This window comes from Streptomyces sp. NPDC085460, assembly GCF_044541975.1.
GTDB lineage: Bacteria > Actinomycetota > Actinomycetes > Streptomycetales > Streptomycetaceae > Streptomyces.
On the sequence record NZ_JBITTO010000010.1, the window covers coordinates 65,374 to 79,075 of the forward strand.

Here is a 13,702-nt window from a genome sequence, read left to right on the forward strand (position 1 = left end):
TCCGCATCATCGGTTGCGCATCCCCGCGTCCTCATCCCCGAAAGGGCCCCCACATGCGTTCGCACCTGCTCAACGACACGACGGCGGAGAGCTACCGGCGCTCCGTCACCGAAGGAGTCGAGCGGGTGGCGAGGAAACTCGCCACGACGCGCGGCCCGTTCACCGGCGTCACCCCCGCCGAACTGGCCCCCGTGATCGACGCCGTGGACCTCGACCGCCCCCTCGGCGACGCCTCCGCCGCCCTCGACGAGCTGGAGGACGTCTACCTCCGCGACGCGGTGTACTTCCACCACCCGCGCTACCTCGGCCACCTCAACTGCCCGGTCGTCATCCCCGCCGTCCTCGGCGAGGCCGTCCTCTCGGCGGTCAACTCCTCCCTCGACACCTGGGACCAGTCCGCAGGCGCCACCCTCATCGAGCGCAAGATCGTCGACTGGACCACCGCCCGCATCGGCCTCGGCCCCCTCGCCGACGGCGTCTTCACCAGCGGCGGCACCCAGTCCAACCTCCAGGCGCTGCTGCTCGCCCGCGAGGAGGCCGGCACCACCGACCTGTCGAGGCTCCGGATCTTCTCCTCCGAGTGCAGCCACTTCTCCGTCCAGAAGTCGGCCACCCTCCTCGGCCTCGGCCGCGACGCGGTCGTCTCGATCCCGGTCGACAAGAACAAGCGGATGCAGTCCGTCGTCCTCGCCGCCGAGCTGGAGGCGTGCCGCGCCGAGGGCCTCGTCCCGATGGCGATCGTCGCCACCGCCGGCACCACCGACTTCGGCTCGATCGACCCGCTGCCCGAGATCGCCGCCCTCGCCGAGGAGTACGGCGCCTGGATGCACGTCGACGCGGCCTACGGCTGCGGCCTGCTCGCCTCCCTCAAGCGCCGCCGGCTCCTCGACGGCATCGAGCGCGCCGACTCGGTCACCGTCGACTACCACAAGTCCTTCTTCCAGCCGGTGAGTTCCTCCGCCGTGCTGGTCCGCGACCGGGCCACCCTGCGCCACGCCACCTACCACGCGGACTACCTCAACCCACTCCGTACGGTCGCCGAGCAGATCCCCAACCAGGTCGACAAGTCGCTCCAGACCACCCGCCGCTTCGACGCCCTCAAGCTCTGGATGACCCTGCGGGTGATGGGCGCGGACGGCGTCGGCGAACTCTTCGACGAGGTCTGCGACCTGGCCTCCGCCGGATTCGACCTGCTCGCCGCCGACCCGCGCTACGACGTGGTCGTGGAACCGCAGCTGTCCACCCTGGTCTACCGCTACGTCCCCGAGGCCGTCACCGACCCCGCCGAGATCGACCGGGCCAACCTCCACGCCCGCAAGGCCCTCTTCGCCTCGGGCGAGGCCGTCGTCGCCGGCACCAAGGTCGACGGCCGCCAGTACCTCAAGTTCACCTTGCTCAACCCCGAGACCACGGTGTCCGACATCGCCGCCGTCCTCGATCTGATAGCCGGCCACGCCGAGCAGTACCTGGGAGAGAACCTTGTCCACGCCTGAGATCGCTGAGATCCACGACTTCATCGGGATCGGGCTCGGTCCCTTCAACCTCGGCCTCGCCTGCCTGACCGAACCCATCGGGGAGCTGAACGGCCTCTTCCTGGAGTCCAAGCCGGACTTCGAGTGGCACTCGGGCATGTTCCTCGAAGGCGCCCACCTCCAGACGCCGTTCATGTCGGACCTGGTCACCCTCGCCGACCCGACCTCGCCGTACTCCTTCCTGAACTACCTGAAGGAGAAGGGCCGGCTGTACTCGTTCTACATCCGCGAGAACTTCTACCCGCTGCGCGCCGAGTACAACGACTACTGCCGCTGGGCCGCGGACAAGCTCACCTCGATCCGCTTCTCCACCACCGTCGCCTCCGTCGCCCACGACGAGGCCGAGGGCGTGTACACGGTCACCACCACGGCCGGAGAGACGTTCCGGTCCCGCCGGATCGTCCTCGGCACCGGCACCCCGGCGTACGTCCCCGACTCCTGCCGGGACCTGGGCGGCGACCTCATCCACAACTCGCGCTACGTGCCGAACAAGGAAGCCCTCCAGCGCAAGAAGTCGATCACGATCGTCGGCAGCGGCCAGTCCGCCGCCGAGATCTACTACGACCTCCTGTCCGAGATCGACGTCCACGGCTACAAGCTCAACTGGGTGACCCGCTCCCCGCGCTTCTTCCCGCTGGAGTACACCAAGCTCACCCTGGAGATGACCTCCCCCGAGTACGTGGACTACTTCCACGCGCTCCCCGAGGAGACCCGCTACCGCCTGGAGACCCAGCAGAAGGGCCTCTTCAAGGGCATCAACGGCGAGCTCATCGACGGCATATTCGACCTGCTCTACCAGAAGAACTTCGCCGGCCCGGTCCCCACCCGCCTGCTCACCAACTCCGCGCTGCGCACCGCCTCGTACGACGAGACGAGCGGCACGTACACCCTCGGCTTCCGCCAGGAGGAGCAGGAGAAGGAGTACGAGATCGAGACCGAGGGCCTGATCCTCGCGACCGGCTACAAGTACGCCGTCCCCGCCTTCCTGGAGCCGCTCCGCGACCGCCTGCGCTTCGACGGGCAGGGCCGCTTCGACGTCGCCCGCAACTACGCGGTCGACACCACGGGCCGCGAGGTCTTCCTCCAGAACGCCGGTGTCCACACCCACTCGATCACCTCGCCGGACCTGGGCATGGGGGCGTACCGCAACGCCTACATCATCGGGGCGATGCTGGGGTCCGAGTACTACCCCGTCGAGAAGACCATCGCGTTCCAGGAGTTCTCCGTATGACCGTCCACTTCCGCCCGCTCGACCCCGTCCAGGACGCGGAGCTGCTCCACGCCTGGGTCACCCACCCCAAGGCCGCGTTCTGGATGATGCAGGACGCGACCGTCGAGGACGTCGAGCGCGAGTACACGGCCTTCGCCGCGAACCCGCACCACCAGGCGTTCATCGGCCTGGTCGACGGGATACCCGCGATCCTCATGGAGCGGTACGACCCGGCCCACCTGGAGCTCGTCGGCCTGTACGACCCGCTCCCCGGCGACGTCGGCATGCACTTCCTCGTCGCCCCCACCGACACGCCGGTGCACGGCTTCACCCGCACGGTGATCACCGAGGTCATGCGCGAGCTGTTCGCCGACCCGGCGACCGCCCGCGTGGTCGTCGAGCCCGACGTCGCCAACAAGGCCGTCCACGCCCTCAACGAGGCCGTCGGCTTCGTGCCCGAGCGCGAGATCCAGAAGCCCGAGAAGAGGGCGCTGCTCAGCTTCTGCACCCGGGAGCAGTTCGAGACCGCCGTGGGAGCCTCCGTATGAACCGCCAGGACCTCACCGACCCGGTCGCCCACCTCACCCCCGACCTCTGGGCCGGGGCCAACCGCGCGCTGATCCGCAAGGGCCTCGCCGAGTTCGCCCACGAGCGGCTGCTGAACCCGCAGGAGCTGGGCGAGTCCCGCTACCGGGTGCTCAGCGACGACGGCGCCACCGAGTACCGCTTCACCGCGGACCGCTTCGCCCTCGACCACTGGCAGGTCTACCCCGAGTCGATCAGCCGCCACCGCGGCGACGAGCAGCTGCCGCTCGACGCGCTCCAGTTCGTCACCGAGCTGCGCGGCGCGCTGGGGCTCAGCGACGAGATCCTGCCGGTCTACCTGGAGGAGATCTCCTCCACGCTGGCCGGCACCGCCTACAAGGCGACCAAGCCCCGGGTGACCGCCGCCGAGCTGGCCCGCGCGGACTTCCAGGCGATCGAGACCGGGATGACCGAGGGGCACCCCTGCTTCGTCGCCAACAACGGCCGCCTCGGCTTCGGCGTCGACGAGTTCCGCGCCTACGCGCCCGAGACGGCCAGCCCGATCCACCTGGTGTGGCTGGCCGCCCGCCGCGACCGGGCCGCCTTCACCGCCGGCGCGGGCATCGAGTACGACGCCTTCATCCGCGCCGAGCTCGGTGACGCGGCCGTCGACCGCTTCGCCGGGATCCTCGCCGGCCGCGGCCTGGACCTCGCCGACTACCTCCTCATGCCGGCCCACCCCTGGCAGTGGTGGAACAAGCTGTCGGTGACCTTCGCCGCCGAGGTGGCGCAGCAGCGCCTGGTGTACCTGGGCGAGGGCGAGGACGCCTACCTGGCGCAGCAGTCGATCCGTACCTTCTTCAACACGGCCGACCCGGCCAAGCACTATGTGAAGACCGCCCTGTCGGTCCTCAACATGGGCTTCATGCGCGGCCTCTCGGCGGCCTACATGGAGGCCACGCCGGCGATCAACGACTGGCTGGCGCAGCTGATCGACGCGGACGACGTCCTGCGGGCGGCGCGCTTCTCGATCATCCGCGAGCGGGCGGCCGTCGGCTACCGGCACCTGGAGTACGAGGCCGCGACCGACCGCTACTCGCCGTACCGCAAGATGCTGGCGGCGCTGTGGCGGGAGTCCCCGGTGGAGCGCCTCGCCGAGGGCGAGCGCCTGGCGACGATGGCCTCGCTGGTCCACGTCGACCACGCGGGCGCGTCCTTCGCGGGCGCGCTGATCAAGGACTCGGGTCTGACGCCCGAGGCGTGGCTGCGCGGCTACCTGGACGCGTACCTCCTCCCGGTCCTGCACTGCTTCTACGCCTACGACCTGGTCTACATGCCGCACGGCGAGAACGTGATCCTGGTCCTGGACGAGCGGGGCGCGGTCGACCGGGCGATCTTCAAGGACATCGCCGAGGAGATCTGCGTGATGGACCCGGACGCGGTCCTCCCGCCGGCGGTGGAGCGGATCCGCGCCGAGGTCCCGGAGGACATGAAGCTCCTCTCGGTCTTCACGGACGTCTTCGACTGCTTCCTGCGCTTCATGGGGGCGACCCTGGCGGCGGAGGGCACGGTCGCCGAGGACGTCTTCTGGCGGACGGTCGCGGAGTGCGTGAAGGGCTACCAGGACTCCAAGCCGGAGCTGGCGGACCGCTTCGCGCAGTACGACATGTTCGCGGAGACTTTCGCCCTCTCCGCGCTCAACCGCCTCCAGCTGCGCAACAACAAGCAGATGGTCGACCTGGCGGACCCGTCGGCGGCGCTCCAGCTCGTCGGCGACCTGGTGAACCCGATCGCGCGGTTCGCCTGATCCCGTGACCGGTGCGAGCCCCGGCGGAGTACGGTCCTCCGCCGGGGCTCGCATCTATGCCGGGGGCTCCGCCGCCGCCGGCCACGGCACCTCCGGCGAGCGGTACCAGGACAGGCCCAGCGCGTCCCAGCGGTGGGCCTGTTCGCCGAGGCGGACCTTGTACGTGGACCAGTCGCGGCCGGCCGCCGGGGACCAGCCGAGTTCGGCGAGGCCCGGGAGGCGGGGGAAGGCCATCGTGTCGAGGTGCTCCGGCGTGGACAGGGTCTCGGTCCACAGCGGGGCCTCGACGCCCCGGACCGCGCTCCGCGGGACGCCGGGGAGGTACGTGGCCGGGTCCCAGTCGTAGGACCGCTCGACGGAGACGGTGCCGGCCCACCGGAGGCCGAGCGGGGTGTCCTCGTCGTACTTCATGTCGAGGTAGGCGCGGTCGGCGGGCGAGACGACGATCCCGGCGCCGGCCCTCGCCGCCTCCGCGACCTTCTCCTTCTCCTCCGCCGTGGTGCGGTCGAGTCCCCAGTACTGGATCAGGGCGCCGGGCGCGGGGGTGGCGTCGCCGGTGAGCTGGTGCCAGGCCATGACCTGCTTGCCGTGCCGGGTGACGAGGGGCTGGATGCGGTCCGTCATCGTGCGGTAGTCGGCGGGGCTGGTGGACTTCGCCTCGTCGCCGCCGATGTGGACGTACCGGCCGGGGGTGAGGGCGGCGATCTCGCGCAGGACGTCGTCGGCGAACGCGTACGTCTCCTCCTTCCCCGCGCAGAGGGTGGAGAAGCCGACCTCGATGCCGGTGTAGGGCTTGAGGGCCTTCCCGTCGCAGGTCAGCTCGGGGTAGGAGACGAGGGCCGCGTGGGTGTGGCCGGGCAGGTCGATCTCGGGGATCACCTCGATGTGCGCCGCGGCGGCGTACCGCACGAGCTCCTTGTACTGCTCCTGGGTGTAGAAGCCGCCGGGCCCGCCGCCGACCTCGGTCGCGGCGCCGACCTCGGTGAGCTTCGGCCGGGAGCCGATCGCGATGCGCCACCCCTGGTCGTCGGTGAGGTGGAGGTGGAGGGCGTTGTACTTGTAGAGGGCGATGCGGTCGATGTACGCCTTCACCTCCTCGACCGTGAAGAAGTGGCGGGCGACGTCGAGCATGGCGCCCCGGTACGGGAAGCGCGGGACGTCGGTGACGGTGCCGCCCGCGATCTTCCAGGCGCGGCGCTGCGCGGTGTCGCGCTCGACGGCGGCCGGGAGCTGCTGGCGGACGGTCTGGACGCCGCGGAAGAGGCCGGCGGGGGTGCGGGCGGTGAGGGTGAGCCTGCCGGGGGCGGAGCGGAGCTCGTACCCCTCGTCGCCCAGGGCGCCGGCCGCCGGGTCGAGGCGCAGGACGAGGTCCGCGGCCGGGTCGGTGACGACCGGGAGGCGGAAGCCGGTGGCGGGGCGGAGCCTGGCTGCGAGCCGCTCGGCGACGGCCCGGACGCCCGGGTGGTCGGGCACGCCGATCCGGGTGGCGGCGGTGAGGGTGTACGGGGCGCCGCCGGGCCGGACGGAGGCGGGGAGCGGAATGATCCGGCCGAGCGGGCGGACCTCGGGCTCGGTGGCGGGGAGGGCGGCGGGCCCCGGCGCGGGGGCGGCCGTGCCCGCCTCCGTACAGCCGAGCGCGGTGGCGAGCAGCAGGAGCGCGGGGGCGAGCAGGCGCCGTCTCACGGCGGTCCCCTTCCGGTGGACGGGTGGGTGACCATGCGTACCGGCGCCCGCACCCCGGGTCAAGGTCTGGACCAATAGTCGCCCCACGTCCGATGATCATGCGGTCCCTGCCCGATTTCGGGCAGGATTCTTGCGAGAACCCCGGGGTACCCCTCAATATTCATGGGTGCTCGAACGCCGCCCGTCCCATGACGACCTCATCGACCATCTCGTCCGGAGCACCGCGCTCCAGCGCGGTGAGGCCGCCCGGGTGGTGCTCGACGTGCTGGCGTACTTCGACGAGACGACCGAGGAGTTCGTCCGCCGCCGCCACCGGGAGCTGCAGTCCGGCGGAGCGGTGAACGCGGAGATCTTCGAGCGGATCGCCGGCGAACTGCCGCACCGGGCCGTCGCACCGCCGGAGCTCTCGCTCCGGCAGCTGCGCCGGATCGTCTACGGCTGAGCACCACAGCACTTCACCAACCGGAGGGGTTTCCTTTATGTGCGGAATTGTCGGTTACATCGGTAAGCGCGACGTGGCGCCGCTGCTCCTGGAGGGCCTGGCCCGCCTGGAGTACCGCGGCTACGACTCCGCCGGCCTCGTCATCAACAGCCCGAAGAGCGCGGCGCTGAAGATGGTCAAGGCCAAGGGCCGGGTCCGTGACCTGGAAGCCCGCGTCCCCAAGCGCTTCTCCGGCACCACCGGCATCGCGCACACCCGCTGGGCCACCCACGGCGCCCCGAGCGACCACAACTCGCACCCGCACCTGGACCCCGAGAACAAGGTCGCGGTCGTCCACAACGGCATCGTCGACAACGCCCAGGAGCTCCGCGCCAAGCTGGAGGCCGACGGCGTCGTCTTCGCCTCCGAGACGGACACCGAGGTCATCACCCACCTCATCGCCCGCTCCCAGGCCGAGACCCTCGAGGACAAGGTCCGCGACGCGCTCAAGGTCATCGAGGGCACCTACGGCATCGCCGTGATGCACGCCGACTTCAACGACCGCATCGTCGTCGCCCGCAACGGCTCGCCGGTCATCCTCGGCATCGGCGAGAAGGAGATGCTGGTCGCCTCCGACGTGGCCGCGCTCATCGCCCACACCCGCCAGGTCGTCACCCTCGACGACGGCGAGATGGCCACCCTCAAGGCCGACGACTTCCGCACCTACACGGTCGCGGGCGCCTCCACCACGGCGACCCCGGAGACCGTCGAGTGGGAGGCCGCCTCCTACGACATGGGCGGCCACGACACGTACATGCACAAGGAGATCTCCGAGCAGCCCGACGCGGTCGACCGCGTGCTGCGCGGCCGGATCGACGACCGCTTCTCCACCGTGCACCTCGGCGGCCTCAACCTCGACCCGCGCGAGGCCCGCACCATCCGCCGCATCAAGATCCTCGGCTGCGGCACCTCGTACCACGCCGGTCTGATCGGCGCCTCCCTCATCGAGGGCATGGCCCGCATCCCGGCCGACGCCGAGCCGGCCTCCGAGTTCCGCTACCGCAACCCGGTCGTGGACCCCGACACGCTGTACATCGCCGTCTCCCAGTCCGGCGAGACCTACGACGTGCTCGCCGCCGTCCAGGAGCTCAAGCGCAAGGGCGCGCGCGTCCTCGGCGTGGTCAACGTGGTCGGCTCCGCCATCGCCCGCGAGGCCGACGGCGGCGTCTACGTCCACGCCGGTCCCGAGGTCTGCGTCGTCTCCACCAAGTGCTTCACCAACACGGTGGTCGCCTTCGCGCTCCTCGCCCTGCACCTCGGCCGCATCCGCGACCTGTCCGTCACCGACGGCAAGCGGATCATCGAGGGCCTGCGCAAGCTGCCCGCGCAGATCGAGGAGATCCTCAAGGACGAGGACGAGATCAAGCGCCTCGCCGCCGAGTACGCCGGCGCCGCCTCGATGATGTTCATCGGCCGCGTCCGGGGCTACCCGGTGGCCCTGGAGGCCAGCCTCAAGCTCAAGGAGATCTCCTACATCCACGCCGAGGCGTACCCGGCCTCCGAGCTGAAGCACGGCCCGCTCGCCCTCATCGAGCCGGCCCTGCCGACGGTCGCGATCGTCCCCGACGACGACCTGCTGGAGAAGAACCGCGCCGCCCTGGAGGAGATCAAGGCCCGCTCCGGCCGCATCCTCGCGGTCGCGCACCAGCCGCAGGAGAAGGCCGACCACACCATCGTGGTCCCGAAGAACGAGGACGAGCTCGACCCGATCCTCATGGGCATCCCGCTCCAGCTCTTCGCTTACCACACCGCCCTCGCCATGGGCCGCGACATCGACAAGCCGCGCAACCTGGCCAAGTCCGTCACGGTCGAGTAGTCGCCCGGCGGGACCTGTCACCCGCCGAGCGACGCCACGGCCCCGGGCCTGTCCCCCGGAGCCGTACGCCGGGCCTGTCCCCCGGCGGATCCGACCGGACACGAGGAACGGCCCCCGCGCTTCCCAGGAGCGCGGGGGCCGTTCCGCCTTTCCGTTCCGCCTTCCGTCAGGCCGCGGCCGTGCTTCCGCGGCTCGCGCGGCCCAGGGCGGTGGGCCAGCCGGCCACGGCCGCCGTCGCGCCGTACCAGGCCGCGAGGCCGGCCAGCGCGGCCACCCAGCCGCCCGCCTTGCCGAGGCCCTCGTTGCCCGCCAGCGCGCCGATGCCCGAGAGCAGCAGCGCGAGGAACAGCAGGCCGTACACACCCTGCCCGAAGGCGCCCCCGCCCTTGGCGGCCAGCGTCAGCGTGAGCGCCAGGAGCGCCCACAGGAGCAGGAACATGCCGACGGCGTCCGCCGAGGCCCCGCCGCCCACTCCGGTCCCCCAGGTGAACCAGAAGGCGCCGAGCGCCGTGAAGGCCGTGCCGTCGCCGGTGCTGCCCGCGCGCAGGGCGAGCAGGCCGACCAGGAAGAGCGCCACGCCACCGACCCAGGTGGCGAGGCCCGCGGCATCGGCTGCCGCGACGTTGTCGATCACACCGGTGCCGCCCAGGCCGAAGGCCAGGAGGGTCAGTCCGAGTGCGAGGTTTCCGAGCGTGCTGGTGCCGTTCCCCGACGCGACGTCCTTGTTCACGACGGGCTCCCTTCGAACGAGCGGTGATGCCGCGTGAGCTGCTGTTTCCGGTGCTCTTTAGCTACCCTTCACAAGCGCACAAATCACCTGAGGCAGGCAGAAATTATCGCCACGGAACGGTAACGCAAAGGGAGTTGACGGAGAGTCGGCTGTGACGGAAGGGGTGCGGACGCCGTCGCGGGACGGCGCCGGGCACGGTGTCGGGACGGTCCGGGCGCCGTTACGGGATGACGATCACGGGGCGCTGCGCGCGCCGCGCGAGCCGGCCGGCGACCGAGCCGAAGATCCGCCCGACGATGCCGTGCGTCGACCCGACCACGATCGCGTCGGCCGAGTACTCGCGGCCGACCTCCTCCAGCTCGTGGCAGATGTCCCCGCCGCGCTCCACCAGGATCCACGGCACCTCGGAGAGGTGGTCCGCGCAGGCCAGCTCAAGGCCCAGGACCTCGGTGCGGTGGTCCGGGACGTCCACGAAGACCGGCGGCTCGCACCCGGCCCAGACGGTGGTGGGCAGCCGGTTCGCGACGTGCACGATGATCAGGCCGGAGCCGGAGCGCCGGGCCATGCCGATCGCGTACGCCAGGGCGCGCTCACTGGACATGGAGCCGTCGAAGCCCACGACGACACCGTGCCGGAAGGCCGGGTCGCAGGCGTGGCGTGGCTGTTCGACCGCGAGGGGGTCGACCGTGGAGTCGGCGACGCGCTTGCGGTCCGCGGGTTCGGGGAATTCGTGACCGGCCATCGGTGTCTCGGCTGGGGCAGTCCTCGTGGGAAGGGGCGGTGGAGGGGAGCGGAACAACGGGTGGCGGCGGAGCTGTGTCCGGGAATCATCTTCCCAAGCCCATACCCCCAAGGGTACGGCGACACTCCTCTCCTGCCCAGGGCCCGCCGTGCCACACCCGGCGTGCTGACCGCTCGTGCGCGGCTCGGCGCGCGCGGTGTCCTCCGGAGGATGCACGAAGGATTCACCATCTGGCAATGCCGGATGTGCCCTACAGGCGTCCTCCGGCCGCCGCCGCGAGGGCCGAACGGGCGTCGCTCAGAGTGACCGGAGCGTTCCGTTCCTCGTTCCCCACAGGTCCGGATCACCGCCGCAGGGAGACCGCCCGTGCCCGCACCGACCACCCCCGCCCCCACCGCGTCCGTGCCCGCCGTCCCGTCCGTCCGCTCCCGCCGGCGGGCCCGGCCGGCGGGCCCCGAGGCGCCCGCCGCCCCGGGGACGGACGGACCGGCCGGGCCCCGGACGGACACCGCGGCGGAGCCGGGGACGGCCGGCGGAGGGCTCGGGGACCCGGCGGGCGACGTGGTGCGCTGGGCGGTCTTCTGCTGCGCCCTGGTCCCCCTGGTCCTCGTCGCCTTCGGGACCTCGCTGGGCGGCGCCGGCGGGGCCGCGCTCGGGCTCGCCTCCGTGACGGCCGCGTGCCGGCTGCTGCTGCGCCGGGCCGAGCGGGGCCTCCGCACCGAGACCACAGACGGCACGGCGGGCACGGCGGGCGGGGGCGGCGGCGGCCCCCAGGGGCGCCGCCGGGGCTGAGCGGGCGGTCGCGAACCCCCGTCGAGTTGACAGGTTCGCACAGCCGATCCCATATGTTTTCAGCCAACTTGAAGTTCCTGGCGCGTCCTTGCCGAAACGGTACGCCAACCCCTCGCCGCTCAGCCGGGAAAGCCCTGCCCCGAAGGGCCGCACCCTACGCATGCGGCCACTTCTCCGCCCCGGGCCCTCCCCGGGGCCCCTCCGGCCGATCACCCCCGCGATCGATCGCTTCACGCCAAGTGGCCTTGTCGACAATGTGCCGGATGGAGAAGTTGTCACGCCGGCGCCACGGGACGCAGTAGATTCGATCATGGGTACCGAAGACTGGGGTCTCGTGCAAAACCGAGGGGAAACGTGGCACAGCGACACGACCAGGGAGACGCCAACACCGAGGGGGGCTTAGCGCCATGAGCCAGGACTCCGCCGCACCGGAGGTCGCACGGAAGCTGTCCGGGCGACGCCGTCGCGAAGTCGTCGCGGTGCTGCTGTTCAGCGGCGGCCCCATCTTCGAGAGTTCCATCCCGCTCTCCGTGTTCGGCATCGACCGGCAGGACGCCGGCGTGCCCCGCTACCGGCTGCTCGTCTGCGCCGGCGAGGAGGGTCCGCTGCGGACCACGGGCGGGCTCGAACTCACCGCGCCGTACGGCCTGGAGGCGATCGGCCGCGCCGGGACGGTCGTCGTCCCCGCCTGGCGTTCGATCACCTCGCCGCCGCCGCCGGAGGCCCTGGAGGCCCTCCGCAGGGCGCACGAGGAAGGGGCCAGGATCGTCGGCCTGTGCACCGGGGCGTTCGTCCTCGCCGCGGCCGGCCTGCTCGACGGCCGCCCGGCGACCACGCACTGGATGTACGCGCCGACGCTCGCCAAGCGCTACCCGTCGGTCCACGTGGACCCCCGGGAGCTCTTCGTCGACGACGGGGACGTGCTCACCTCCGCCGGCACCGCGGCCGGAATCGATCTGTGTCTGCACATCGTGCGGACCGACCACGGCACCGAGGCCGCGGGCGCGCTGGCGCGCCGGCTGGTCGTCCCGCCGCGGCGCAGCGGCGGTCAGGAGCGCTACCTCGACAGGTCTTTACCCGAGGAGATCGGCTCCGACCCGCTCGCCGAGGTCGTGGCCTGGGCGCTGGAGCACCTCCACGAGCAGTTCGACGTGGAGACCCTGGCGGCCCGTGCGTACATGTCACGGCGGACCTTCGACCGCCGCTTCCGCTCGCTGACCGGCTCCGCGCCGCTCCAGTGGCTGATCACCCAGCGGGTGCTCCAGGCGCAGCGGCTCCTGGAGACCTCGGACTACTCGGTGGACGAGGTCGCGGGGCGCTGCGGCTTCCGCTCGCCGGTGGCGCTGCGCGGCCACTTCCGGCGGCAGCTCGGCTCCTCGCCCGCCGCCTACCGGGCGGCGTACCGGGCCCGGCGGCCGCAGAGCGAGCCGGCGACGGCGGTGCTGGAGCCGGCGGTCCCCGCGCAGGTGGGGGCGGGAATCCGCCGCCCCGGTGGCGGGCTGGAGCCGGGCAAGCCGCAGGGCGACGCCTACTCGCCGGGCCGGGCGGCGCTGCCGGGCCAGCGGAGCGCGCCGTAGCGGCGACGAGGACCGCGCCGCCACGAGCGGCGTGACGCGGTACCGGCGGGCGTCCGGGGGCACCTCCCCCGGGCGCCCGCCGGCATGTCCCGCGGGTGGCCGGAGGGCGGCCGGTGAGCCCCGTGCGGGCCCGCTCGGGCGCCGCTCCCCCGCGCTCGCCGCCTAAGGTAGGACGCATGAACGATCGCATGGTGTGGATCGACTGCGAGATGACCGGGCTCTCGCTGACGGACGACGCACTCATCGAGGTGGCCGCGCTGGTCACCGACTCGGAACTGAACGTGCTCGGCGAAGGCGTGGACATCGTGATCCGCCCTCCGGACCGTGCCCTGGAGACCATGCCGGAGATCGTGCGCCAGATGCACACGGCCTCCGGTCTGCTCGACGCGCTGCCCGGCGGCACCACGCTGGCCGACGCGGAGGCGCAGGTCCTGGCGTACATCCGGGAGCATGTGAAGGAGCCCGGCAAGGCTCCCCTGTGCGGGAACTCGGTCTCCACCGACCGCGGCTTCCTCGCCCGGGACATGCCCGCCCTGGAGAACCACCTGCACTACCGGATCGTCGATGTGTCCTCGGTCAAGGAGCTGGCGCGCCGCTGGTACCCGAGGGCGTACTTCAACAGTCCGGAGAAGAACGGCAACCACCGGGCGCTCGCCGACATCCGCGAGTCCATCGCCGAGCTGCGCTACTACCGGGAGGCGGTCTTCGTCCCGCAGCCCGGTCCCGACTCGGAGACCGCGAAGGAGATCGCGGCCCGGCACGTCGTCCCGGCGGAGTAGACCCGCCGGAGTGGTGCCCGCCCGAGGG

General features: G+C 71.8%; 12 protein-coding genes. 9 read left to right on the forward strand and 3 right to left on the reverse strand.

From position 1 onward, the window contains the following. Positions 1–53: 53 nt before the first annotated feature. The 4 genes from ACIGHB_RS25845 to ACIGHB_RS25860 are packed head-to-tail and all read left to right on the forward strand — an operon-like array spanning position 54 to position 5,074. Positions 54–1,493, forward strand: coding sequence for a pyridoxal phosphate-dependent decarboxylase family protein (locus ACIGHB_RS25845; RefSeq protein ID WP_399916218.1), 1,440 nt, complete (start codon positions 54–56; stop codon positions 1,491–1,493). Next, positions 1,480–2,763, forward strand: a complete 1,284-nt coding sequence (locus ACIGHB_RS25850) for a lysine N(6)-hydroxylase/L-ornithine N(5)-oxygenase family protein (protein WP_399916220.1) — start codon at positions 1,480–1,482, stop codon at positions 2,761–2,763. The genes ACIGHB_RS25845 and ACIGHB_RS25850 overlap by 14 nt, the downstream gene beginning before the upstream one ends. Beyond that, on the forward strand, positions 2,760–3,290 hold the full coding sequence (locus ACIGHB_RS25855; RefSeq protein ID WP_360317640.1) for a GNAT family N-acetyltransferase: 531 nt from the start codon (positions 2,760–2,762) through the stop codon (positions 3,288–3,290). Before ACIGHB_RS25850 ends, ACIGHB_RS25855 begins: the two co-directional genes overlap by 4 nt. Then, the gene (locus ACIGHB_RS25860; protein ID WP_360317642.1) at positions 3,287–5,074 is read left to right on the forward strand and encodes an IucA/IucC family siderophore biosynthesis protein; all 1,788 of its coding nucleotides are present in this window, start codon (positions 3,287–3,289) and stop codon (positions 5,072–5,074) included. Before ACIGHB_RS25855 ends, ACIGHB_RS25860 begins: the two co-directional genes overlap by 4 nt. 54 nt (positions 5,075–5,128) lie before the next feature. Here the strand turns inward: ACIGHB_RS25860 and ACIGHB_RS25865 are convergent, their stop codons facing one another. Next, positions 5,129–6,757: a beta-N-acetylhexosaminidase gene (locus tag ACIGHB_RS25865; protein ID WP_399916223.1), complete on the reverse strand. Its 1,629-nt coding sequence runs from the start codon at positions 6,755–6,757 to the stop codon at positions 5,129–5,131. A 166-nt stretch (positions 6,758–6,923) separates the two neighbouring features. Between ACIGHB_RS25865 and ACIGHB_RS25870 the strand changes: the two genes are divergently transcribed. After that, the gene (locus ACIGHB_RS25870) at positions 6,924–7,199 is read left to right on the forward strand and encodes a hypothetical protein (RefSeq protein WP_030493927.1); all 276 of its coding nucleotides are present in this window, start codon (positions 6,924–6,926) and stop codon (positions 7,197–7,199) included. A gap of 37 nt (positions 7,200–7,236) precedes the next feature. Beyond that, positions 7,237–9,054 carry a glutamine--fructose-6-phosphate transaminase (isomerizing) gene (gene glmS / locus ACIGHB_RS25875; RefSeq protein ID WP_360317646.1) on the forward strand — a complete coding sequence of 606 codons (1,818 nt, stop codon included), beginning with the start codon at positions 7,237–7,239 and terminating at the stop codon, positions 9,052–9,054. 166 nt (positions 9,055–9,220) lie between these two features. Here the strand turns inward: glmS and ACIGHB_RS25880 are convergent, their stop codons facing one another. Next, positions 9,221–9,784: a GPR1/FUN34/YaaH family transporter gene (locus tag ACIGHB_RS25880; RefSeq protein ID WP_360317648.1), complete on the reverse strand. Its 564-nt coding sequence runs from the start codon at positions 9,782–9,784 to the stop codon at positions 9,221–9,223. A 220-nt stretch (positions 9,785–10,004) separates the two neighbouring features. Further along, the gene (locus ACIGHB_RS25885) at positions 10,005–10,526 is read right to left on the reverse strand and encodes a universal stress protein (RefSeq protein ID WP_030493924.1); all 522 of its coding nucleotides are present in this window, start codon (positions 10,524–10,526) and stop codon (positions 10,005–10,007) included. Positions 10,527–10,892: 366 nt separating this feature from the next. Here ACIGHB_RS25885 and ACIGHB_RS25890 point away from each other — a divergent pair, with 366 nt between their 5' ends. The 3 genes from ACIGHB_RS25890 (at position 10,893) to orn (ending at position 13,674) form a co-directional block, all read left to right on the forward strand. Further along, positions 10,893–11,318, forward strand: a complete 426-nt coding sequence (locus ACIGHB_RS25890; RefSeq protein WP_360317650.1) for a hypothetical protein — start codon at positions 10,893–10,895, stop codon at positions 11,316–11,318. 407 nt (positions 11,319–11,725) lie between these two features. Beyond that, entirely contained in the window at positions 11,726–12,895 is a 1,170-nt protein-coding gene (locus tag ACIGHB_RS25895; protein ID WP_360317652.1) for a helix-turn-helix domain-containing protein, read from the forward strand. A 176-nt stretch (positions 12,896–13,071) separates the two neighbouring features. Beyond that, complete coding sequence (gene orn / locus ACIGHB_RS25900; RefSeq protein ID WP_360317654.1) at positions 13,072–13,674, forward strand: oligoribonuclease; 603 nt, start codon at positions 13,072–13,074, stop codon at positions 13,672–13,674. Positions 13,675–13,702 lie beyond the last annotated feature (28 nt).